At 33.6% G+C, this 24712-nt stretch carries 23 protein-coding genes; 19 read left to right on the top strand and 4 right to left on the bottom strand.

Annotation, left to right across the window (positions count from 1 at the left end; translation table 11 throughout):
- Positions 1-9: 9 nt before the first annotated feature.
- The 8 genes from FOD82_RS05760 (at position 10) to FOD82_RS05725 (ending at position 7278) form a co-directional block, all read left to right on the top strand.
- A complete protein-coding gene (locus FOD82_RS05760; protein WP_144355528.1) occupies positions 10-690 on the top strand; it encodes a rhomboid family intramembrane serine protease in 681 nt (226 codons plus the stop codon).
- The gene (locus FOD82_RS05755) at positions 690-914 is read left to right on the top strand and encodes a YqgQ family protein (protein WP_144355527.1); all 225 of its coding nucleotides are present in this window, start codon (positions 690-692) and stop codon (positions 912-914) included. Before FOD82_RS05760 ends, FOD82_RS05755 begins: the two co-directional genes overlap by 1 nt.
- A gap of 53 nt (positions 915-967) precedes the next feature.
- Positions 968-1366 (top strand): rhodanese-like domain-containing protein, encoded by a 399-nt coding sequence (locus FOD82_RS05750; RefSeq protein WP_144355526.1) that lies wholly within the window; start codon positions 968-970, stop codon positions 1364-1366.
- Positions 1367-1426: 60 nt separating this feature from the next.
- Positions 1427-2347, top strand: coding sequence for a tRNA (adenosine(37)-N6)-dimethylallyltransferase MiaA (gene miaA / locus FOD82_RS05745; protein WP_144355525.1), 921 nt, complete (start codon positions 1427-1429; stop codon positions 2345-2347).
- Entirely contained in the window at positions 2340-3599 is a 1260-nt protein-coding gene (locus FOD82_RS05740) for an aminotransferase class V-fold PLP-dependent enzyme (protein WP_144355524.1), read from the top strand. The genes miaA and FOD82_RS05740 overlap by 8 nt, the downstream gene beginning before the upstream one ends.
- Positions 3600-3795: 196 nt before the next feature.
- Entirely contained in the window at positions 3796-5133 is a 1338-nt protein-coding gene (gene glnA, locus FOD82_RS05735; protein WP_144355523.1) for a type I glutamate--ammonia ligase, read from the top strand.
- A 175-nt stretch (positions 5134-5308) separates the two neighbouring features.
- Positions 5309-6727: a DHA2 family efflux MFS transporter permease subunit gene (locus FOD82_RS05730; protein ID WP_144355522.1), complete on the top strand. Its 1419-nt coding sequence runs from the start codon at positions 5309-5311 to the stop codon at positions 6725-6727.
- A 98-nt stretch (positions 6728-6825) separates the two neighbouring features.
- Positions 6826-7278: a hypothetical protein gene (locus tag FOD82_RS05725; RefSeq protein ID WP_144355521.1), complete on the top strand. Its 453-nt coding sequence runs from the start codon at positions 6826-6828 to the stop codon at positions 7276-7278.
- Between the two features lie 84 nt (positions 7279-7362).
- Here FOD82_RS05725 and galE read toward each other — a convergent pair whose 3' ends face one another.
- A complete protein-coding gene (gene galE / locus FOD82_RS05720) occupies positions 7363-8355 on the bottom strand; it encodes a UDP-glucose 4-epimerase GalE (protein WP_144355520.1) in 993 nt (330 codons plus the stop codon).
- Between the two features lie 212 nt (positions 8356-8567).
- On the opposite strand from galE, the gene FOD82_RS05715 reads away from it, so the two are divergent.
- The 8 genes from FOD82_RS05715 (at position 8568) to FOD82_RS05680 (ending at position 18326) form a co-directional block, all read left to right on the top strand.
- Complete coding sequence (locus tag FOD82_RS05715; RefSeq protein ID WP_144355519.1) at positions 8568-9563, top strand: LacI family DNA-binding transcriptional regulator; 996 nt, start codon at positions 8568-8570, stop codon at positions 9561-9563.
- A 137-nt stretch (positions 9564-9700) separates the two neighbouring features.
- Positions 9701-11665 (top strand): PTS sugar transporter subunit IIA, encoded by a 1965-nt coding sequence (locus FOD82_RS05710; RefSeq protein WP_144355518.1) that lies wholly within the window; start codon positions 9701-9703, stop codon positions 11663-11665.
- A gap of 15 nt (positions 11666-11680) precedes the next feature.
- Positions 11681-13678 (top strand): beta-galactosidase, encoded by a 1998-nt coding sequence (locus tag FOD82_RS05705; RefSeq protein WP_144355517.1) that lies wholly within the window; start codon positions 11681-11683, stop codon positions 13676-13678.
- 146 nt (positions 13679-13824) lie between these two features.
- Positions 13825-14994, top strand: coding sequence for a galactokinase (locus FOD82_RS05700; protein ID WP_144355516.1), 1170 nt, complete (start codon positions 13825-13827; stop codon positions 14992-14994).
- A gap of 17 nt (positions 14995-15011) precedes the next feature.
- Positions 15012-16490: a UDP-glucose--hexose-1-phosphate uridylyltransferase gene (locus FOD82_RS05695; RefSeq protein WP_144355515.1), complete on the top strand. Its 1479-nt coding sequence runs from the start codon at positions 15012-15014 to the stop codon at positions 16488-16490.
- Complete coding sequence (locus tag FOD82_RS05690; RefSeq protein WP_144355514.1) at positions 16480-17466, top strand: aldose epimerase family protein; 987 nt, start codon at positions 16480-16482, stop codon at positions 17464-17466. Before FOD82_RS05695 ends, FOD82_RS05690 begins: the two co-directional genes overlap by 11 nt.
- 104 nt (positions 17467-17570) lie before the next feature.
- Positions 17571-17987: an OsmC family protein gene (locus FOD82_RS05685; protein ID WP_144355513.1), complete on the top strand. Its 417-nt coding sequence runs from the start codon at positions 17571-17573 to the stop codon at positions 17985-17987.
- 123 nt (positions 17988-18110) lie between these two features.
- Positions 18111-18326 (top strand): hypothetical protein, encoded by a 216-nt coding sequence (locus tag FOD82_RS05680; RefSeq protein WP_144355512.1) that lies wholly within the window; start codon positions 18111-18113, stop codon positions 18324-18326.
- Between the two features lie 33 nt (positions 18327-18359).
- On the opposite strand, the gene FOD82_RS05675 is transcribed toward FOD82_RS05680, so the two are convergent.
- A complete protein-coding gene (locus FOD82_RS05675) occupies positions 18360-19706 on the bottom strand; it encodes a ClC family H(+)/Cl(-) exchange transporter (RefSeq protein ID WP_144355511.1) in 1347 nt (448 codons plus the stop codon).
- 149 nt (positions 19707-19855) lie between these two features.
- Here FOD82_RS05675 and yjeM point away from each other — a divergent pair, with 149 nt between their 5' ends.
- On the top strand, positions 19856-21364 hold the full coding sequence (gene yjeM / locus FOD82_RS05670; protein WP_144355510.1) for a glutamate/gamma-aminobutyrate family transporter YjeM: 1509 nt from the start codon (positions 19856-19858) through the stop codon (positions 21362-21364).
- Positions 21365-21414: 50 nt separating this feature from the next.
- On the opposite strand, the gene pyrE is transcribed toward yjeM, so the two are convergent.
- Both pyrE and pyrF read right to left on the bottom strand, forming a co-directional pair.
- The gene (gene pyrE, locus FOD82_RS05665) at positions 21415-22041 is read right to left on the bottom strand and encodes an orotate phosphoribosyltransferase (RefSeq protein ID WP_144355509.1); all 627 of its coding nucleotides are present in this window, start codon (positions 22039-22041) and stop codon (positions 21415-21417) included.
- The gene (pyrF, locus tag FOD82_RS05660) at positions 22041-22748 is read right to left on the bottom strand and encodes an orotidine-5'-phosphate decarboxylase (protein WP_144355508.1); all 708 of its coding nucleotides are present in this window, start codon (positions 22746-22748) and stop codon (positions 22041-22043) included. The genes pyrE and pyrF overlap by 1 nt, the downstream gene beginning before the upstream one ends.
- A gap of 244 nt (positions 22749-22992) precedes the next feature.
- Here pyrF and FOD82_RS05655 point away from each other — a divergent pair, with 244 nt between their 5' ends.
- Both FOD82_RS05655 and pyrR read left to right on the top strand, forming a co-directional pair.
- The gene (locus FOD82_RS05655) at positions 22993-23916 is read left to right on the top strand and encodes a dihydroorotate dehydrogenase (RefSeq protein WP_144355507.1); all 924 of its coding nucleotides are present in this window, start codon (positions 22993-22995) and stop codon (positions 23914-23916) included.
- Between the two features lie 160 nt (positions 23917-24076).
- On the top strand, positions 24077-24619 hold the full coding sequence (gene pyrR, locus FOD82_RS05650; protein WP_144355506.1) for a bifunctional pyr operon transcriptional regulator/uracil phosphoribosyltransferase PyrR: 543 nt from the start codon (positions 24077-24079) through the stop codon (positions 24617-24619).
- The last annotated feature ends 93 nt before the right edge of the window (positions 24620-24712 follow it).

Below are 24712 nucleotides of genomic sequence, written 5' to 3'. Positions count from 1 at the left end.
AAGGATTTTATGAACCGAAAAATAAATTTCACTGATACTTATGTCACTTTTGGCATTTTAGTCGTTTTGCTCGCTGTATTTATTGGCGAAATTTTTATGGGTGGCTCAGAAAATAGTTATACTTTAATGAAAATGGGTGCTATGCAAAATTATGCAGTTATCGCAGGACATCAATGGTGGCGCTTGTTTACTGCTCAATTTCTGCATATTGGTGTGCTTCATTTAGTTTCAAATGCAGTCATTATCTACTATATGGGTCAATATATGGAACCGATGCTTGGTCATTTAAGATTTTTGGTTTTATATATTTTGTCTGGAATTGGTGGAAACTTGTTAAGTTTAGCTATGGGAAGTGATAGTGTGATTAGCGCTGGTGCTTCTACCGCATTATTTGGATTATTTGGTGCAATGACAGCAATTGGCTTACGCAATATTAATAATCCAGTTATTAGTTATTTAGGACGTCAAGCTTTTGTATTAGCAATTATTAACATTGTGCTTGACCTCTTTGCACCTAATATTGATATTCAAGGTCATATTGGTGGCTTTATTGCAGGATTTTTACTTGCAATTATCTTAGGTGATCGTACTATGAAAAAATACAATCCTAAATGGCGAGTATTAGCAATGGCTGGATTGATTTTTTATGTTGTATTGACTGTTAGAACAGGAATGGTAATCAAATTCTAATGAAGACATTGTATGATGTACAGCAATTATTGAAAAAATATGGAATTTTGGTTCATGTTGGTAAGCGAATTTGGGATATTGAGTTAATGGCAATCGAACTAGATAATATTAATCGAGCAGGACTAATTGATAAGCACGATTATATGATGGCTAAACTTGTTTTAAATCATGAACATGAAATTGAAACTAAAAAAGAAAAAGACCCTAAAAACCATGGCATCTAATATTTTTTAGCGGTATCATATATAATATAGATTTTTTTAAGGAGTAGATCCTCATGACATTTTTATATATTTTAGATGCCGTATTATTAGTTATTATTCTAGCTATTGCAGGTGTTTGGGCTTGGAATAAGATTCAAGCTAAAAGTATTGGTGGCGAGCTTACCAATGAAGAGTTTAAAGAAGGTATGCGAAAGGCACAAATTGTTGACTTACGTGAAAAAGCTCCTTTTAAACGTAAGCATATTGATGGTGCGCGTAACTTGCCATACACTATGATTAAATACAATTACACTGAATTGCGCCCTGATTTGCCAGTATATCTCTATTCAGATTCTTTAACAGTTACTTTGAGAGCTGCAAGATTTTTGAAAAAGAAGGGCTTTACTTCCATTCATTGGTTAAAAGATGGTTTTGAAAATTGGAAGGGTCGTACTAAAGCATCTAAATATTAATAAAAAAAGCACGTTGAATCTTTTTCAGGCGTGCTTTTTGTCTAGAAGGAAAAGGAAGTTATGCAGAAAGTATTAGCAATTGTTGGACCAACAGCTGTTGGTAAAACTGATTTAGCTATTAAGTTAGCTCAAAAACTAAATGGTGAAATTGTGTCTGGTGACTCGATGCAAGTATATAAGGAAGTGGCAATTGGCACTGCGAAAGCAACTAAAGAAGAACAAAGTAAAATCAAGCACTATTTAGTTGATACGAGATCAGTTTTTGAACCTTATTCAGTTAAAGATTTTGTTGATGAGGCAACTCAAGCAATTGACGAGATTGCTCATAAAGGTAAATTACCAATTATCGTCGGAGGGACGGGGTTTTATGTAAATGCCCTATTAAATAAAATGCAACTAGGTGAAAAGACCCCTGAAGAAACGAGTGTTACCAAAAAATGGGAAAACTATTTAGAAAAAAATGGTCCAGAAAAACTATGGCACCAATTAAACCTTAAAGATCCTAAAGCTGCAGAAAAAATTCCTGTAGCAAATCATCGTCGTACTTTAAGAGCGCTAACTGTGATTGATCGAACTGGCAAAAAGTTTTCTGAACAACAAAAAAAGATTGAAGCTCGTTATGATTATTTAATTATTGGATTAAATTCTAATCGTAGTCAAATTTATGATCGAATCAATCATCGAGTTGATTTAATGATGGAGAAGGGAATGCTTGATGAAGCTAAATTTATCTATGAAAATCGCAAGCAAGAATATCAAATTTTACAGGCTATTGCATATAAAGAATTTTTCCCATATTTTGAAAAAGAGCAAACTCTAGAAGAGGCAATTGAGCAACTCAAAACTTCTTCACGTAGATATGCCAAAAGACAATTGACATATTTTCGTAATAAATTACCAGTAGAATGGTTTGAAGTATTGAACGATGCTAATTATGAAGAAAAAATTTTAGAAAGAGTGGAGAAGTGGCAAAATGATTAATATTCCAGAAAAATTACAAAAACTAGTAAATGAAGTAGATGAAGAAATAGCTCCAAAATTTAAAGAAATTGATGAGCAGATTTTTTATAATCAGGCAAAAGTATTAGAAGCTTTTCAAAAAGAAGAAGTAGCTGAATCTGACTTGAATGGAACAACCGGTTATGGTGATGATGACTTGGGCAGGGATAAACTTGATAGAATTTATGCTCACGTATTTAATACAGAGGATGCAGTAGTACGTCCACAATTTGTTTCAGGGACTCATACTTTGTTTACAGCTTTAAGTGGCAATTTATTACCGGGAGATACTTTAACTTATTTAACAGGGATGCCTTATGATACCATGCAAGAAGTGATTGGACTTACTCCAAATAAACAAGGAACTCTAATTCAGCGTGGAATTAATTTTTCATATGTTCCATTGACTTCTGATGGCTTAGTAGATTATCAAAAAGCAGAAGAAATTTTGAAACATGATCAGCCAAAAATTGTTGCGATTCAGCGTTCTCGTGGCTATTCAACTAGAAAAACTTATACAGTAAAACAAATTAAAGAAATGATTGCTTTTGTTAAAAAAGTGAGTCCAAATAGTTTAGTTTTTATTGATAATTGTTATGGCGAATTTGCTGAAAAACATGAACCAACTGAATATGGAGCAGATTTTATGGCTGGTTCACTCATCAAAAATGCTGGTGGCGGAATTGCCAAAATGGGTGGCTATGTTGTTGGTAAGCATGATTTAATTGAAAATACTAAAATTGCTTTAACAGCACCTGGTTGCACTGATGAAGGAGCAACATTAGATCAATTACATGATTTTTATGAAGGCTTTTTTATTGCACCTAATGTTACAGGAATGGCTGAAAAAGGAATGATTTTTGCGGCAAGTTTATTTGCAAAAATGGGTATGAATGTCACTCCGGCTTGGAATGAACAGCGAAGTGATGTGATTGAAACTATTATTTTTAATAATCCAGAAAAAATGCAGAAGTTTGTGCAACAAGTGCAAAAAAATTCTCCAGTTGATTCTTTTGTTCGTCCAGAAGCTTATCATATGCCAGGATATGAAGATAAAGTTATTATGGCAGCTGGAACTTTTGTATCAGGATCTACGATTGAATTTTCAGCAGATGGTCCGCTTCGACCTCCATATGCTGTATATATGCAAGGTGGTCTAAGCTATGCCCATGTTAAATTAGCAGTAATTAATGCTGTTAAAGCGACCTTTTTTGACACTGAAAATAATAATTAAAAATATTGTTAAACTAATGATTTGGTTTATTTTTTAATATTGTTTAAGAAAATATAAAGGCTTAGAAAAATCAATAGACCAATTTGACAATTTATAATTGGTCTGCTACTATAATTTACAAGTTCTACAAAGAGAAAGAGAAATCTAAATAGGACTAGACCAATTTAACATTTATTTGATTTTTAGGTGAAAAATTATGAGTAAAACAGTTACAGCAGATGATATTAGAAAGAGCGTTGAAGAAAACGACGTTCACTTTTTGAGATTAGCTTTTACCGATGTTAATGGTACTCTTAAGGCTGTAGAAGTGCCAAAGAGTCAACTTGACAAGGTGCTTACTAATGATATCCGTTTTGACGGTTCTTCAATTGATGGCTTTGTTCGTCTTGAAGAAAGTGATATGGTCTTATATCCAGACTTCTCAACTTGGTCAGTTCTTCCATGGAGTGATGAACGCGGTGGAAAGATTGGACGTTTGATTTGTTCAGTACATAAGACTAATGGTGAACCATTTGAAGGTGACCCACGTAACAATTTAAAGCGTGTGTTAAAAGAAATGACTGACATGGGTTTTTCAGACTTTGAAATTGGTTTTGAAGCTGAATTTCACTTGTTTAAATTAGCTGAAGATGGAAACTGGACTACTGAAGTTCCAGATCATGCTTCATACTTTGATATGACTTCAGATGATGAAGGAGCAAGATGTCGTCGTGATATCGTTGAAACTCTTGAAAGCATTGGTTTTGAAGTTGAAGCTGCTCACCATGAAGTAGGTGATGGTCAACAAGAAATCGACTTTAAGTTTGATGATGCTTTAACTACTGCTGACCGTGTTCAAACTTTCAAGATGGTTGTTCGTGAAGTTGCTAGAAAACATGGTTTATTTGCAACATTTATGGCTAAACCTCTTCAAGGTGAAGCTGGTAACGGTATGCATACTAATATGTCACTTTTCAAGGATGGCAAGAATGTGTTCTACAACAAGGATGGTGAATTCCACTTATCTGACACAGCTCTTCATTTCTTGAATGGTATTTTGGAACATGCTCGTGCAATTACTGCAATTGGTAATCCAACTGTTAACTCATATAAGCGTCTTATCCCCGGTTTTGAAGCACCAGTTTATATTTCATGGGCTTCAAAGAACCGTTCCCCACTTGTACGTATTCCTGATGCTAATGAAGTTGGTACTCGTCTTGAAATGCGTTCAGCTGATCCAACAGCTAACCCATACTTGCTTCTTGCAGCTTGCCTTACTGCTGGTCTTCAAGGAATTAAGGAAGGCAAGATGCCAATGGACGCAATTACTTCTAACGTCTTTGAAATGAGCGAAAAAGAAAGAGCTGACCGCGGTATTAAGCCACTTCCATCAACTCTTCATAATGCAATTAAAGCACTTAAAGAAGATGAATTAATTCAAAGTGCTCTTGGTGAACATTTAGCACACAGCTTTATTGACTCTAAGCAACTTGAATGGTCACAATATACTCAATCAGTTTCCGATTGGGAAAGAGAACGTTACATGGGTTATTAATTAGCTTAAAAATAAGTCGTCGAAAGACGGCTTATTTTTTTGCAAAAATGGTTAAATAATTAGAAATGTACATTGTTTATTAAAAATGAATCCGCTTACTACAAAAATTACTTACGAAGGAAAATTTTTCTTGGTATAGTAATCAACGTCATAAAAAAGGAGGATTTTATTTTAAATGAATAATACACAAAATGGTGGAATGAAAGCTCGCGTGAATGTAGAGCATCCATGGCTTACAATTTTGCCATTATTATTGGGCTCATTTGTCGGAATGTTTAGTGAAACTGCCCTAAATGTTGCCTTGCCGCAACTTATGAAGGCTTTAAATGTAGGTGAAGCATCAGTTCAGTGGTTAGTAACTGGATATATGTTACTATTGGGAATTTTTCTTCCTTTGTCAGGCTTACTTACAAGATGGCTGACTACTCGTCAATTAGTATTTATTGGCTTAGGAGCGTTTATTTTAGGTTCACTTATTTCAGGTTTTGGAATTAATTTTGCAATGGTTTTGATTGGTAGAATGATTCAAGGAATTGGAACAGGAATTATTTTGCCATTAATGTTTACTATTGCAATGCTTATTTTTCCAGCTAGCAAACTAGGAACTGTTAATGGAATTTTAGCTTTAGTAATTATGTTTGCTCCAGCAATTGGACCAGTAGTAACTGGATTTATATTGGCTGCTGGATCATGGCAAGCGGTATTTTTCTCATTTGTAATTTTGTTAGTAGTAGCCTTAATTATTGCTATTCCTTGTGTTAAAAATGTTAATAAACTTACAAAAACTAAGATTGACTTTTTATCAATTGTTTTATCTGTTATTGCATTTTCAGGGCTAATTGCAGGAGCAAGTTCCGCGAGCCATTCTGGTTGGGGATCAGTACAAGTTATTGTTTTATTAATAGTTGGTATTATGGCCCTTATTTGGTACATTAAGCGTCAACTTACAATTAAGAATCCCGTATTAAATTTACGAGTATTCAAATATCAAAATTTCATGTTAGGTGCAATTTTGATTATGATTGATTTTGGGGTTAATTTATCAATTCAGTATCTTTTACCGCAATATTTGCAAAACGGATTATTAGTTTCTGTAGCAATGACTGGAATAATTATGCTTCCAGGTGGCTTGGTTACAGCTGCTACATCAGCTGTTGCAGGAAGACTTTATGATAATTTTGGTGCAAAGTGGCCAGCTAGAATAGGTTTCTTAATTGCAACTCTTGGAGCAGGATTATTTGCTTTTGTAAGTACGAATAGTCCAATTTGGTATGTAATTTTGGCTCACATTGTAGTAATGATTGGTGCGCCACTTGCACTTTCACCATCACAAACTTCTGCTTTGAATACTTTAGAAGGACTTGAATCAGCTGACGGATCTGCAATATTAAATACTTTGCAACAAATTGTCGGAGCAGTTATTACAGCAGTTGTTACTAGCTTTTTAACAATTGGAAAAAATTCTATTAGTGGGTCTAATGCTTTTAGATTCACTAATGGTGTACATTATGGAATTTATTTTACTATAATTTTGGCAATAATTGGATTTATCGTTGCTTTATTTGTTAAAGATGATGGTAAATATACAGATTAATGAAAAATACATTGATGATTAATAATCAATGTATTTTTTGTGGGAAAGAAAATATTAATGTAAAATAGGGTAAAGAATACTAGAAAAGAGGAAATCGTATGGCAGAAGATTCTATTAATGTTGAGTTTCAAGCAAGTGATGCTCGCAGTGTAAAAATGCTTAATCAACTTTACAATTACCATTTGATCTTAAATGATATTGCAGTTAGATTGAATGAACAAATTGGAAGCGATGAAGAAATCACAGTTCCTAATGAAGAAGATGTCAAAAACTTAAATAGTATTTTTGGTAAAAGTGTTGGAACTTTTACTGATATTACAAGTTCATACGAAAATGTTAATAAGTATGTTGAGAACTTTTTTGGCAATACTAAAGATTTTGCTCAAGCTTTAGTTGAAGAATTGATTCAATACAATAATGGAATTGCAGATATTGCTGATGTTGGACTTGAGGCTTATGATGAAGAAAAGCTTAATGAATGGGTAAACAACATGATGGAAGCTGTTGTCCAGACAAATGAAGCTTTTAATAAGTTAATTGGTAAAAAGTAAGATAAAGAAAAATGCTAACAGAAATATCTGTTAGCATTTTTTGAGGGAGAAAATAAAATTAATTAATATCTATTAAGTGAATGTTTACTTGTCTTCATAGCCTTTTGGATGACTCTTGTGCCATTTCCAAGCTGTGGCTATTACATCATCGACATTTTCATGTTTTGGCTTCCAGCCTAAGACTTCACGCGCCTTAGTTGAATCTGCTACTAAGCTGTCAGGGTCGCCTCCGCGGCGTGGTCCCATAGTGTAAGGGATGTCGATGCCAGTAACTTTCTTAGCAGCTTCCAAGATTTCCAAGTTGGAGTAACCTTGTGCAGTTCCTAAATTGAAGACATCAGACTTATTAGTTTCCATAACATGCTTAAGTGCTAAAATGTGGGCATCGATCAAGTCTTCTACTTGAACATAGTCGCGAACATTGGTGCCGTCTTTAGTATCATAATCATCACCAAAGATGGTAAAATTGCCATCTCCTGCAATAGCACTCTTTAAAATATTAGGGATCAGGTGAGTTTCAGGACCGTGGTCTTCACCGATTGTGCCATCACTTGAAGCTCCTGCTACATTAAAGTAGCGCAATGCAATTGACTTAATGCCGTCAGCTTTATCAGCCCAGTGCATGATCTTTTCCATCATCATCTTGGTCTCGCCGTATGGATTGATTGGATCAAGTGGAGTGTCTTCAGTGATTGGCAGCTTCTTAGGAATACCATAAGTAGCAGCAGAACTTGAGAAGACTAAGTATTTCACGCCTGCGTCATCCATTGCCTTTAAAAGTGAGATCATACCAGTGACATTGTTGTCATAATATTTAAGTGGCTTTTTAACAGATTCGCCAACTAAAGAATAAGCTGCAAAGTGCATCACAGCATCAATTTTTTCATCACGAAGGATTTTGGAAACTAAGAAAGTATCTTCGATATCACCTTGATAAAACTTAGCCTTAGGATCAACAGCCTTTTTGTGACCTGTATATAAAGCATCTAAAACAACAACATCGTTGCCTTGTTTAACTAATTCTCTGGTGGCATGAGAGCCGATATAGCCTGCACCACCAATAACTAAAACTCGCATATTTTGCTCCTTTTATTTTATATCATTAATTGGAACCGATTACATTATAACACAAATTTGAGTAAATAATTTACTGATTTTTAATAAATTTATTATTACATGTGATAAATAATGCAAACAAAAATACCTCTTATAAAGAGTCTATCCTTTGGCGATTAGTAAATCTTTTGTATAATGTAGTTAATTATTAAGTTTTAGGAAAGAAATTTAAAATGACAACAATAAAAGAAATTGCTGAAAAATCGGGTTATTCTTCGGCTACTGTTTCAAGGCTTTTGAATAATGATCCCAATCTTTCGATTACAGCAGATACCAAAAATAAAATTTTAGAATTAGCAAATAAATTAGGTTATTGGGAAAGTCACCAAGGCAAGCGTATTAAGCCCACGATTGCTCTTTTATATCGAGTAAACCATCAAGAACAGCTTCAAGATGAGTATTTTATTTCTTTAAAAGAAAAAATTATTGAAACTACAAAATCTCAGGGCATTAAAATGAAAGTTTTTGAGGATATTGATGAATTAGTTAAGAATGCATCTTTATTCCAAGGTTTTTTGGGAGTTGGTTCAGATGAAATTTCAATAGCAAGTTTACAAAAATTACACAAAGCTTTGCCTAATGGTGTCTTTATTGATACAAATCCAGCTCCAAATTTATTTGATTCAATTAAACCTAATCTTTTTTTGACAGTTAAAGATGCGCTTAATCAATTATTGCAAGCAGGTTATAAAAAAATTGGTTTTATTGGAGGGTTAGGACAAAAGTTTGAACATATCCAAGAAAAAGATATTCGTGAAGTTGCTTTTAGAGAATATGCTAATGCTCTAAAAATTGAATCAGCACCAATTTATGTTTCGGGTCCTTTTAGTGTAGAAAATGGCTATAGTTTAGGAAAATTAGCCACAAAAAAGAAGCTGCCCCAAGCTTTTATTGTAGCTTCTGATACTTTGAGTGTGGGAGTACTCCAAGCTTTTAATGAAGCAGGGATCAGTATTCCTCGTGAAGTTGCTATCGTTTCAATAAATAATAGTGATATTGCTAAGTATGTTTCTCCACCTTTGACTTCTTATAATATCAATCAAGAAGAGATGGTTCTGCGAGCTATTAGCATGTTAACTGATTTAATTATGCGTCCAAGTCGACCTTATGAAGAAGTAAACATTAATACTAATCTTGTAGTCAGAAAAAGTTTTATCCCTAAAAAATAAATCCTTCAGAAACACTGTTAAATCAGTGTTTCTTTTTTTATTAAGTATTTAGTAATAATAAATCCTTTACTAATATTTAGTAAAGAAGTATACTAATCGTTGTAAACGGTTTCATAGTTTTATTAGGGAGGCAAACTATGGCAAAAGATCAACAGACTAAAGGAAAGCAGATTCTTTCCTATGCATCATTTTGTTTGGGGAATCTTGGTCACTCGGCATTTTATGGTGTGTTAAGTACATATTTTATTATTTTTATTACCAGCTCAATGTTTAATGGTGTTGAACCAAGTGTTGCTGATAAATTAATTGCAATGATTACTAGTTTGATGGTAATTATTAGGATAGTTGAACTAGTAATTGATCCTATTTTAGGAAATATTGTTGATAATACTAGAACTAAATGGGGTAAATTCAAACCATGGATTCTTGGAGGAACTGTTGTGAGTGCCGCATTATTATTAGTTTTATTTACAGGAATTTTTGGTTTAGCTAGAGTAAATTGGATTTTATTTGCAATCTTATTTGTAATTATCTTTGTTTTATTTGATGTATTTTATTCCCTGTCTGATGTATCTTATTGGGGAATGGTTCCAGCTTTAAGTGAAGATTCCCATGCACGTGGAATTTATACTTCACTTGGAGCTTTTTCAGGAACAATTGGCTGGAATGGCTTAACTATTATTATGGTGCCAATTGTTACCGGTGTAACTTACATGGTAACAGGAAAACATAGCGAAGGAGCAGCTGGTTGGTTTGCTTTTGCAGCAGTTATTTCATTACTTGCAGTTTTATGTGCGGCTATTGTTTGTGTAGGTACTAAAGAAAAAGAAAACTTAATTAGAACTTCTGCTAAGAAAAATACAACAATTAAAGAAGTTTTTGGTGCAATTTTTCATAATGATCAAATTCTTTGGCCAAGTTTAGCTTATTTAATGTATTCGGTAGCTCAAACCATTACTAATGGGGTTATGTTTTACATGTATAAATTTGTACTTGGAAAACCAAACGACTTTTGGGTGGTCGGTGTAATTGCCACAATTGTTGGCTTTTGTGTTAGTCCGCTATTTCCAATTTTAAATAAGTACATTCCACGTAAATGGCTATTTATTGGTGGTCAAATTTCAATGTTGTGTGCATATGGAATTTTCATTTTTGCAAGAAGCAATGTAGTTATGATGGATATTGGTTTAGCATTATTTAATATTAATTTTGCTCAACTTGTAACTGTTTTAACTTTAACTGATGCTATTGAGTATGGTCAGCTTAAAAATGGTCAAAGAAACGAAGCTGTTGTATTAGCAGTTCGTCCAATGATCGACAAGTTTGCAGGTGCAGTTTCAAATGCTTTAGTAGGTTATGTTGCTATTGTAGCGGGAATGACTGGTAGTGCAACTGCAGCTGATATGACAGGAAAAGATATTCATACTTTTAATGCCTTAGCATTATATATTCCATTAGTTTTAGCAGTATTATCAATTATTATTTTTGTAAGTAAAGTTAAATTAACCGAAAAAAAGCATGCAGCTATTGTTGAAGAATTAAAAGATAAGCTTGCGGAAGGCAAGGCTGAAAATCCAGTTATGGCGCCAAGTTTGAAAACTGATGCTGTATATTCACCAGTTTCAGGTGAACTTATTAAAATGCAGGATGTAATTGATGAAAATGGTAAACCATTTCCTGGTAAAGGGTTTGCAGTGATTCCAAATGCAAATCACATTTATGCACCATTTAATGGGACGATTAAATTTACTTTCGGCACTAAACATGCTTTTGAAATTGTATCTGATAATGGTTTAGCAATGGTAGTCCATGTTGGACTTGGCACAGTAAATATGCGCGGAGAAGGTTTTGTAACTCATTATTTAGATGGTCAAAAGGTTAAACGTGGCGACTTGTTACTTGACTTTAATAGAAAACTGATGCTATCAAATGGCTATAAAGATACAATTGTTTGCTTCTTTACTAAACCAAGCGATATTCAAAAACTTGAAGAAACTGTAACCAATAGAACGATAAATCATGGTGATACTGTGATGGAAGTTGAATTTAAAGGTAAACTTGAAACTCCGCCACAAGTTCAACAATCACCAATTATGGCCTAGAAAGGATTAAGTATAATGAAAGAATTATCACGCTTCTTATATGGAGGAGATTATAATCCTGAGCAATGGCCAGAATCTACTTGGGCAAAAGATATTGAAGTTTTTGAAAAAGCTGATATCAACTCTGCTTCAATAAATATTTTTTCTTGGGCATTACTTGAACCTGAAGAAAATAAGTATGACTTTTCTAAATTGGATAAGATTGTGGAGGAATTGTCTGAGCATAATTTTGAAATTGTAATGGCCACTTCAACCGCTGCTATGCCTGCTTGGATGTTTAAAAAATATCCTGATCTAGCCCGAGTTGATTATCAAGGTCGACGTCATAAATTTGGTCAAAGACATAACTTTTGTCCCAGCAGTTCTAATTATCAACGTCTAGCTAAAAATTTAGTAGAAAAAATTGCTAAACGTTATCACGATAATTCCCATATTGCCGTTTGGCATGTGAATAATGAATATGGTGGTAATTGTTACTGTGAAAAGTGTCAAGAAGAATTTAGAAAATGGCTTAAGAATCGTTATAAGACTTTAGATAATTTAAATAAAGCTTGGAATAATAATGTGTGGAGTCACACTATTTATAATTGGGATGAAATAGTTGTTCCTAATGAATTAGGAGATGCTTGGGGAGAAGAGGGCACTAAAACAATTGTGGCTGGATTATCAATTGATTATTTACGATTTCAGTCAGAAAAATTACAAAATCTTTTTAAAATGGAAAAATCGATCATTAAAAAATATGACCCCGATGCATCGGTTACAACTAATTTTCATAGTTTGCCAAATAAGATGATTGATTATCAAAAGTGGGCTAAAGATCAAGATATTATTTCTTATGATTCTTATCCAGCCTATAATGCTCCTAAATATTTACCAGCTTTTCTTTATGATTTGATGCGGTCACTTAAGCACCAACCTTTCATGTTGATGGAATCGACACCATCACAAGTTAATTGGCAAGCCTATAGTCCATTGAAACGTCCTAGCGAAATGGAAGCAACAGAATTTCAAGCTGTAGCTCATGGGGCAAATACTGTTCAATTCTTCCAATTGAAGCAGGCAATTGGTGGTTCTGAAAAATATCATGGAGCTGTTATTAGCCATTCGCAAAAAACAGATACTCGAGCTTTTAGAGAAGTAGCTGATTTAGGTAAAAAACTTAAAAAAGTCGGTCCTAAAATTTTACCTACAAATAATCATGCTCAAGTTGCTCTATTATTTGATTGGAGTAACTTTTGGAGCTATGATTTTGTAGATGGAATTAGTCAAGACTTTAATTATATGTCAGAAGTTTTAGATTATTATCGACAGTTTTATGAGCGTAATATTCCAGTTGATGTAATTGGTGTGGATGATGATTTTAGTCAATATAATTTAGTTGCTGCTCCTGTTCTTTATATGGTGAAGTCCGGACTTAATGAAAAGATCAACAATTATGTTAACCATGGTGGCAAATTTATTACTACATTTATGTCTGGAATGGTTAATGAAAGCGATAATATTTATATTGGCGGCTATCCTGGTGCGCTTAAAGATGTGACTGGCATTTGGGTTGAAGAAAGTGACGCAGTAGTACCTGGTCAAGAAATTACTGCTGATTTTGATGGAAATGAACTTGAATGTGGTTTAATTTGTGACTTGATTCATCCACAATCTGCTAGAGTGCTAGCAAAATATTCTTCTGAATTTTATGCAGATACTCCAGCTGTAACAGTTAATGATTATGGTCATGGCAAAGCATGGTATATAGGTAGCAAGTTTAAACATGATTCACTTACTAAAATTATGGATAAGATTTTAGAAGAATGTAAAGTTTCAGGTTTAGCAAATAGTAATTTAGAAATTACTTGTCGTGAAGACCAAGATGATAAAAAATATTACTTCATTTTAAATATGAGTAATGAAATCAAAGAATTACCAAATAAATTTTTGAACTATCAAGATTTAATTACTGAAAAATTTCCAAATAAAAAAGTTCGTCCATGGCAGGTTTTGATTTTGAATAAATAAAACAAATAGACTAGTGAAATTTTTTGCTAGTCTATTTGTTTTTTAGTTAAAAATTTATTTTATTTAAGTAAATTATTTACTAAACAACTTAAAAGTACTATACTTTATTTATGAAAACGATTACAAAGAGGAACGAGGAAGTTAACATGAACAAAGAAGAACTATTAACGGCTTATAAAGATATTTATGGTGAAGAAGGGAAAGATGTTTTCTTTTCACCTGGAAGAATTAATGTAATTGGAGAACACACTGACTATAATGGTGGACATGTCTTTCCAGCTGCTATTAGCTTAGGAGTATACGGTGTTTATGGTCCGCGTAAAGATAACAAAGTAGCTCTTTATTCTGGTAATGTCGATGGTGACGTGGTTGAATTTGACTTAGATGATGAAACAGTAGAAAAAGATGATCGTTTCTGGACAAATTACTTTAAAGGAATGCTTACCTATCTTCGTCATCGTGAAGATGGTGATAAAATCAATCATGGTTTTAACCTTTATATTAAAGCTACTCTGCCATCTGGATCAGGTCTTTCTTCAAGTGCTGCTATAGAAATGCTAATGGGAATTATTTTAAAGGATGAATTTAAGCTTAATGTTGATCGCGTAACTTTAGCAAAACTGGGTCAAAAGACAGAAAATGAGTTTGTTGGCTTAAATTCTGGAATCATGGATCAATTTGCATGTATTATGGGTAAAAAAGATAGTGCAATTTTTCTTGATTGTAATACTTTGGAATATCAATATAAACCACTTAAGTTAGGTGATTATGAAATTATTATCATGTCAACTAATAAAGAGCATACTTTAGCTGACTCTGCTTATAATGATCGTGTTCGTGAATGCAGTAATGCTCTTAAAAAGTTACAAAAAAAGTTAGATATTAAGGCACTTGGTGAAATTGATGATCAAGTTTTTGATGAATATTCTTATTTAATTAATGATGAGACTGAACTTAAACGTGCGCGTCATGCAGTTAGTGAAAATGGACGAACTATTCGAGCAACTAAGGCGATGGAAGCTGATGATCTTGAAAAACTGGGTCGTTTGATTAATGCTTCTCATGTTTCACTTCATTATGATTATGAAGTAACTGGTAAAGAACTTGATACGTTAGCAGAAGAATCTTGGAAGCAAGAAGGCGTACTTGGTGCAAGAATGATTGGTGGCGGTTTTGGTGGAAGTGCAATTGCCATTGTTGAAAAAGATAAAGCAGAGGAATTTAAGAAGCGGGTTGCTAAGGCCTATCGAGATGCAGTAGGTTATGATGCCAGTTTTTATGATGCTGAAATTGTTGATGGAACTAAGAAAATATAATTTTAAGGGAGAATAAAATGCAGGTTATAGAAAAATTTGCGGATGAAGTTATCAAAAGCGGAAGTTATAAGCCACTTGATAGAGTATATTTAATTAATCAAATTAAAGCTTTAGTTGGAGATAAAGATGAAAAAGCTCTAGATGATGAAAAGACTGTTAAACAATTAGTAGAATTAGCAGTAAAAAATCAAAAAATTCCTGATGATATTACTAGTCGTGAAGTTTTAAATGATAAATTATATGATTTGATGACCCCAACTCCATCACAAGTTAATGAAATATTTTGGCAAAAAATGCAAATCTCACCTGAAGAAGCTACTAAGTGGTTTTATAAATTATGTGAGGATAATGATTATGTGAAAAAAGAAGCTATTGCTAAAAATATTGTATTTTCTGGAACTTCTTCTAAAGGACATGGTTTGGAAATTACTATTAATTTATCCAAACCTGAAAAAGATCCAAAGGCTATTGCTGCAGCTGCCCATGCAACAGGCAAAAAGTATCCACAGTGTGCTCTTTGCCTTGAAAATGAAGGTTATCTTGGTGGCTATGGTAAAAATGCCCGTTCAAATTTACGCATTATTAGAATGAATATTGGGGGAAGTCCATGGGGATTTCAATATTCACCTTATGCTTATTTTAATGAGCATTGTATATTTTTGGATCAAAAGCATATTCCAATGGAAATTAATGAACAAACTTTGATTAACTTAGTAGATATTGAAAAGCAAATTCCAGAATATTTTGTTGGTTCAAATGCAGATTTGCCAATCGTTGGTGGTTCAATGCTTGCTCATGAGCACTATCAAGGCGGACGTCATGTTTTTCCTATGATGAAGGCTAAAATCAAGAAGAATTTAAAGTTTGAAAAGTATCCTGAAGTTGAAGCTGGAATTGTTGATTGGCCAATGAGCGATATTCGTTTAATTAGTGAAAATTCCTTAGATATTATTGACTTAGGAACACAAATTATTAAATTCTGGGATCATTATAATGATGAAAGTCGCCAAATTGTTGCTTTTAAAGATAATGAGCGCCATCATACAGTAACCCCAATTATGCACCGAGATGGTGAAAAGTTTGTTTTGGATCTTGTTTTGCGTGACAATAATACTAGTGAGAGATATCCATTAGGAATTTTTCACCCACATGCAGAACTTTGGCACATTAAAAAGGAAAATATTGGTCTTATTGAAGTTATGGGACGTGCAATTTTACCAGGGCGTCTTAAGAGTGAAATGGCGGAAGTTAAAAAGTATCTTTTAGGACAAAATAATCAAATTGCAGAAAACCATCTTAATTGGGCTCAGAAAATTAAGGCAAATAATAATATTTCTGAAGAAAATGTTGATAAAGTTTTACATCAAGCTTTAGTTGAAGTATTTGAAGAAGTATTGCAATGTGCAGGTGTCTTTAAGAATACAGAAGATGGTAACAAAGGCTGGGAACAATTTACAACCGATTTAGTGAAAGAAGTAGATCAAAATGAAAACTAGTTTTGTAAAATATGGTAGAAAAGATGATAAAGATCTCTGTGAAATTACTTTGGCGAATTCAAAGGGAACAGAAGTTAAAGTTTTAAATTATGGTGCCACTTTAGAAAAAGTCTTATTAAATGGCGAAAATATGATCTTATCATTAGATACACCTCTTGATTATTCTAAAGAACGTAATTACTTAGGTGGAACTGTTGGGAGAGTTTGCGGTAGAATTCGTCATGGTCAATGGGGCGTCAAGCATATGATAGTTCAACTGCCGTTAAATGAAGGTAAAAATCATATTCATGGTGGAAAAGGTACTGATATGCGAGTATGGGATTTTAGTGTATTTGCTGATGATAATACTGCTAGAGTAGATTTAACTTTGCTTGATTCTGATTTTAATAATGGTTTTCCTGGAAATATGAAAATTATGGCTAGTTATGAGCTAGATGAAGAAGATAATTTGCGTTATAACATTACAGCAATTAGTGATAAGATGACAATTTTCAATCCTTCAAATCATACTTACTTTAATTTGGGAGAATCAGCTAAGGATCTTAATATGCAAATTAATGCTGATTACTATATCCCAGTTGGAAAAGATGGCTTGCCATTAGAGGGAATGGAAAGTGTAAAGAACACTGCTTTTGATTTTACTAAACAAAAGAAAATTTCTGAAGCACTTGCTTGTGATGATGATCAAATTAAGGGACGTAATGGATTAGACCATCCATTTATTTTGAATGGTATGCAACCGGCAGCTGTCTTAACTGGAAAGAAGCATCGTTTAATTGTTACTACTGATGCTCCTGCACTTGTTGTTTATACGGGTAATCACTTCGATCATACTGGTCTTGCTAAAAAATACGGTCAATATGATGGGGTAACTTTTGAAGCTCAATGTCCACCAGCTTATAACAGTGATTTAGATGAAATTACCTTGGTGCCTGGAGAAGTATTTGAAAGAAATATCTGTTGGAGTTTTGAATAATTAGATGTTACAAGTGCTATGATTATATTTTTGCTAAAGATGCTGTTATACTAAAAGTGTAGAAAGCGCTTAACACGTGATTGTTTAGAAAAGAGTGTTCATAAATGGAAAAATACATTGTAAATTCAGATCTTGAAGATGGGACTGTTCAAGTTTATACCAAAGTTGGTATTCACAAATTGATTAGTGATGAGAGAATGGCTGAAGGCGGAGAAGACGCTGGTCCAAATCCAGTTGAATACTTGGCAACTGCTGTTAACTCTTGTATTGCCATTTCTGCTGGAAGCTTAGCTAAGGCAAATACTGAAGCACTTGAAAATTTCCATATTGAAAATCATGTTGAAACCAAGCCAATTGTTCACACTAAGAGAAGCGTTGTTTCTAAAATGATTATCAGAGTAAGCTTTGATGGTATTCCAAAAGATAGAAAGCAAGAATTTTTAGCACATGCTCTACATGTTTCTACGGTTTATAATACTTTAGCTAAAGTAGTTGAAATGGATGTTAAGCTTGAAAATTAAAATGAGAGTCGCATTAGCGACTCTTTTTTAATTTTTAAACGCAAAAGTTAGTTTTGGGTTTATAATATAAGTGTAAAAATCGTTAGCAAATATTTTAAAGACAAGTTCTTTTGAGGCGTAATTATGTCCTGGGGAATAATTTTAAGTGATATTGTATTTTTGTTGATGATTGCTGGAGGTATATGGAGCATTTATGCTTCAATCTCTAGTGCAAAACCATTGCACATCAGAACAAGTAGCAGTATTCGTTTTGTCAATTTATTTGATTGGTATGGCTACTTCTTCGGCGCAATTGTAATTCTTTGTGCAATTGCAGGCTTATGCGGTGCATTTAGATAAAAATAAAAAAGGCTTCGGCCTTTTTTATTTTTTTTATTTTGTTTTTTTGTATTGCATTTGGATTCTCAACGCTTCATAAATTGGACGTCCGCCAAGCCAATCTAAAACATAATAAGCGATAAAAGTAGTAATAATCATTGGTAAAATTTGTTCAACTGTTCCTACCATTTCTGATAAAAGAGTAACGGCAGTAAAAGGTGCTTTTTCAATAGCGCCAAAGTAGGCCGCCATTCCAATTACTACAATGTGGGGATAATAAGCTTCAGTGATAAAGCCGCTACGAATAAGCGCCATAGCAAATGCAACCCCAAGAAATGCTCCTAAAACTAGAATTGGCATAAAAATACCACCAGGTACTGAACTACCATAAGATAACATTGAAAAGATAAATCTTACTGCAAAATATAATAATGGAATTAAAATAACCATTGCGATGGATTGTTTATTTAAATTAGTTTTAAAAGAACTTGTGAATAAACTACTAATTAAATCATGAGAACCGCCTAATAATTTTGCATTCCAAAGTCCTACCGGAATAATTAAAATAAACGGAATAATACTATGATAAGGACGTGGAATAAACTTAATATGTGAAAACCAAGGCTTCAAACTTAACAAGCAATATTGATAAGCATAGGCTAAAAGACCTAAGAGAACTCCAAAAATTGGTAATGACCAATAAATATTGAGAGGCAAGTCTCCTTTAACGGGTAAATATAGACATGGAGTAGTTCCAAAAAAGAAAAGCGTCATTAAATCTGCACTAAAGCTGGCAGCCAATCCCATTAAACATTCACGAGGCTTAAAATTAAAAGTTATTTCTTCAACTAAAAAGAAAACCCCAGCCAGTGGTGCACTAAAGGCGGCTGCAAGTCCTGCTGCAACTCCGCTTTGTTGAAGCAAGCGAATGTGTTCTTCATCAGAATTAAAAAGCTTGTCTCCTAAACCTTGTCCTACTAATGCACCCATTTCAATACAGGGACCTTCTCGTCCAAGCATTAATCCGGGACAAATAGCTAAAAGTCCACCTACAAATTTGCGCCAAAGAACTGGCCACCAAGCAATTTTATTTTCATTTAAAAAGACAGCTTCAATTTGTGGTACACCAGAACCAACTAAATCATTTAAGTAGGGTTTAATTAGTAGACCTAAAATAATACAAATCACTGCCATTATTAAAACATAGGGAATTAAATAAAGGGGATGTTTTCCTAAGATTGGATAAATAGTAAATAAAAATTGCATAGTATGATCAATTATCCAACGGAATATCCCGACAATTCCTCCTGTCATTATTCCCACTAATACACCGTCAGCAATATAAGATGTTAACGAGGAAACAAAAGGTTGTCGTAAAATTTGTTTAGCTTTTAAAATCATAATTCACTTCTTTTATAGATACAACAATAATATACAATTATATTTTATCAAAAATTCTTTAAAAAAACTTAAAAAGAATTTTGAATATTCCTAATAAAAGGTTCATAATAGTATATGTTTGACGGTTAAAAAAGGAGTTTTATTTTTTTATGAAAAGTAAAGATGATGTCAAGATTAAACTAGGTAGTTTAGTCTTGATGATTTTTTCTTCCATCTTTGGTTTTAGTAATTCACTAACAGCCTATTATCAGATGGGATATTACAGTATTATTTGGTACATTATTACCGCAATTTTATTCTTTTTACCATCTGCGTTAATATTTGCAGAATATGGTGCAACATTTAAAGGAGTAAAGGGTGGAATCTTTTCTTGGCTTGAAGGCTCAACTAATGAAAAAGTAGCTTTTATTGGAACTTTCATTTGGCTTTCAGCTTGGGTAGTATGGCTTGTATCTTCGACACAATTTTTCTTAGTATCAGTGTCTACCGCAATGTTTGGACATGATACTACTCAAAGTTGGCACTTAGCAGGTCTTACTTCAACACAATTACTGGGAATTTTAGAGGTAATATTCTTAGTAGTAGTTACATTTTGCGCAAGTAAAGGAATTGATAAAATCGCTGTAGTCAATAATATTGGAGGCGTCTTTACCTTAGCAATTGCGATTGGATTTATGGTAATTTCTCTTTTAGTATTTATTTTAAATCATGGTCAACTTGCGGAGCCAATCACTGCTACTAATTTGACTCATTCACCAAATCCGGCTTTTCAATCTCCAATTGCTGTTGTTTCATTTATTGTTTATGCTTTATTTGCATATGGCGGTCTTGAAACGACTTCTGGAGTTATTGATTCAGTTGACAAACCCGAAAAGACTTTTCCTAAGGCACTTGTGACTGCAATGGTTGCTATGACTGCTTTATATGTTATTAATATTTTGATGTGTGGGATTGCTGCTAATTGGAATACTCAACTTGGTGTTAAAGGTGTAGATTTGGCTAATGTTGAATATGTATTGATCAACAACTTAGGTGTGGTCACTGGACATAGTTTGGGATTATCCCAATCTGCATCTTTGGCACTAGGGAATGCATTTTCTCACTTTGCAGGTATTGCAGATGTATTATCAGGGATTGCAGCAGCCTTTTTAATGGTTTATTCACCAATTAAATCATTTATTGAGGGATGTGATCCACGACTCTTACCTAAGAAGTTAGTTGAATTGAATAAACATGGTATGCCAGAAAAATCCATGTGGCTTCAAGCAATAATTGTTGCTGTAATCATTCTCTTTATTTCCTTTGGTGGTAATGCAGCAGATCAGTTTTATACAATTTTGATGGATATGATGAATGTTTCTTCATCTGCACCATACTTGTTCTTAATTGCTGCATATCCATTTTTCAAGAAAAAGAAAGATTTGGATCGTCCTTTTGTCTTTATCGAAGGAACCAAAAAGGTTTGGGCAACAACTATAGTTGTTTGGCTTGTAGTAGCTATCGGAATTGTATTCACTTGTATTGAGCCGCTGTTTACAGGAGACTATCAAACCTCTTTCTGGACTGCAATTGGACCAGTTGCCTTTGGTATAGTTGCATGGGTATATTATGATTATCGTGAAAGAAAAAGCGAAAAGGCAAGTGAAATAGCTGAATAAGAATAAGCTAGAATGATGTGAAGTTTCACAAAATTCTAGCTTATTTTTTACTATTTTTTCCAATTCCATGGATTTTCATGCCATGATTTCAAGATTTGATATTCTTCTTCAGAAAAATGATTAGAATTTTTTTCGATTTTAATTAATTCAGGATAAGAAAGCAAAGGCTCAAATTTGACTTTATTTTTGGCAAAATTTGTTTTAGCATCTGGTAGATAATAAGTAAAGATAGAAGATACCCCTAGCACATTTCCGCCTTCTTTTTCGGTAGCTTCTACAGCTTCTAGAACTGAACCACCAGTAGTGATAAGGTCATCGATTAAAACAATCTTGTCTTTTTTAGAAAAGCGTCCTTCAATTTGACGTCCTTTTCCGTGATCTTTAGGTTTTGGTCGAACGTAAATCATAGGTAAGTTGAGTTTTTCTGCAACAAATGCTGCATGTGGAATTCCCGCAGTTGCAACTCCACCGATAATTGTTACATCTGGAAATTTATTTTTAATTAAATCAGCTAAATCTTCCTCAATCCAGCTTCTAAGTTGGGGATAAGAAATTGTAAGTCGCAAATCAGTATAAATTGGTGATTTCATCCCACTAGCATAAGTAAATGGGGAATTTGGAGAAAGGGTAATAATTTCATTTTTAATTAAATTAGTAATAATCTGTGTTTGATGCATTAGTTAAAATCCTCCTTGATAGCGTTGTAAGCTGCTTGTGGGTCGCTGGCTAAAGTAATGGGTCTGCCTACCACAATTGCTGAAGAACCATATTTTCTTGCTTGAAGTGGGGTTGCAGTGCGACTTTGGTCGTCATGAGCATTTTCTTGCGGACGAATGCCTGGAGTAACATATAAAAAATCCCCGGAAATATTTTCTCGTAATTTTTCAACTTCTAAAGGTGAACAAATTACGCCATCAGCTCCATTTTCTTGGGCTAGTTTTGCTAAAGAGATAACTTGTTCAGTCATTGAAAGGCGACAGTTTTGTTCTAATTGAAGACCATAATCTGAAATCGAGGTAAGTTCTGTAACTGCTAAAAGTTTAGGGACAGGATGATTAGTAGCACTGCCTGCAACTAAGCCATCTTTTGCTGCTTTAATCATTTGACTGCCACCTAAAGCATGGACTGTGGTATAAGTAACTCCTAAAGTGGCAATAGTTTTTGCAGCTTGATAAACAGTATTAGGTATGTCATGTAGTTTTAAATCCAAAAATATTTTATAACCTTCTTGAACCAATTTTTCGACTGTTTCTCTGCCAGTTGAATAAAATAATTCCATTCCAATCTTGATAAAAGTATCTTCTGGCTTACCAAGTTTAGATAAAATTTTTTCAAGGCTAGTTTGATTGTTTACATCGAGTGCAACTATTACTGGATGTTCCATTTTTCCTCCACAAAAAAAGACTTAGAGAGTACAGAGAGAGTACGCAAAAAGTCTTGATCTTGTAGTTCAACGATGTCAAACTTGCGGTCTCTCTGTACCGGATTAAAGTTTGTTTGAAAAAAGTCTACCACCAAAAAAATAAAAAAACAACTTAAAATTTAAAGCTTGCAAAATTTAAATTTGCGTGTAAACTTAATTGTCAAAAAATAAAGAATGTCAGTGAGCATTCATTTTGGAGGAAATTATGGTCAATACTCATGTTGAATTACCCGGACTGAATTTAAAGAATCCTATTATGCCAGCCAGCGGTACTTTTGGCTTTGGAGATGTAGCAGCAGCTCAAAAGTTTGATTTAAATAGTTTGGGTGCAATGGTTATTAAGACTGCTACTGTATCTAGTACAATTGGTAATCCTGCACCGCAAATTGATATTTTAAAAAACGGTGTTCTAAATTCAGTAGGACTTACTAATCCTGGGGTAGATAAAGTAATTAGTGAAAAATTACGTCCTCTTCGACAAAAATATCCTACCCTTCCAATTATTGCTAGCGTGGGTGGCGATAAAGAAAAAGATTATGTTGAAGTTGCAAAGCGGTTTGACAATTCTGGTTTAGTTAATGCTTTAGAAATTAATGTCTCTTGTCCAAATGTTGAAGCAGGAGGAATGAGTTTAGGAATTCATGCAGATTTGGTAGAAAAATTGACTAGCCAAATCAAAGCTAATGTAAAACTACCTGTTTATGTAAAACTAACCCCTAATGTAACTGATATTACTGAAATTGCCAAAGCTGCTGAAAAGGGTGGCGCTGATGGAGTTTCACTAATTAATACGCTGCTTGGAATGGATATTGATATTAAAACTAGAAAACCAAAATTAGGTCATAATTTTGGGGGCCTTTCTGGAGAAGTGATTAAACCTTTAGCCTTAAGAATGATATATCAAGTTCATCAAGCCATTAATTTGCCAATTATTGGAATGGGTGGAATTGAAAGCGCAGAAGATGTAGTTCAATTCTTATTGGCTGGAGCAAGCTGTGTTGGAATTGGAAGTGCCCATTTTAACGATGAATTAGCAAGTCTGCATATTAGTCAAGAGTTACCAATTTTACTTGAAAAACTTGGCGTGCAAGATATTAATGAGTTAATTGGCAAAGTTGAAATGAATTAAGTGTTGACAAAAAATACTAATCTAAGTATATTTAACTTAAATATTACTTTTAAATTGGTCCTGTGAGGCTAGTAAAGTAAACTTCAATTAAAGTGAAAACTTTGAAAAGGATACTCCTAGTCTAACCAGACTAGGAGTTTTTTTAGAAAAGAGGAAAAACATGGCAAAGCAAATTTGGGATGAAGCAGCAATGAACCGGGCATTAACTAGAATCACTTATGAAATTATTGAAAGAAATAAAGGAACAGAGAATCTGGTTTTAGTTGGAATAAAAACTCGAGGAGTATATTTAGCTCAAAGAATTCATGACCGTATTGAAAAGCTAGAAGGTGTCGATGTTCCTCTTGGCGAACTCGATATTACTCTTTATCGTGATGATCGTCATGATGCAAGCTTGAAGCAAGACCCAGTAATTAATTCAGAAAAAATTGGAGTCAATATTGATGATAAACATGTAGTTTTAGTTGACGATGTAATTTATACAGGCAGAACAATTCGTGCAGCAATGGATGCTTTAATGGATCAAGGACGTCCCAGCTCAATTGCAGTAGCTGTTTTAGTAGATAGAGGTCATCGAGAATTACCAATTCGTGCAGATTTTGTTGGTAAAAATATTCCAACTTCAATGGATGAACAAGTTGCAGTTGAAGTTAAGGAAATTGACAAGCAAGACAGTGTAGAGTTAAAAGCTTTATCAAAATAGAATAATAAACAGAATATTTCAACCATTTAATTGACTCCAGAGAGGGCCAGAAGGGTTGATTCTATTTGGTGCAGTCTAACTGCAAATAGAATT

This window comes from Lactobacillus sp. LL6 (assembly GCF_007570935.1).
Taxonomy (GTDB): domain Bacteria; phylum Bacillota; class Bacilli; order Lactobacillales; family Lactobacillaceae; genus Lactobacillus.
The sequence above is the reverse complement of the archived record's forward strand: the minus strand, read 5'-3'. Positions and strand labels throughout refer to the sequence as shown.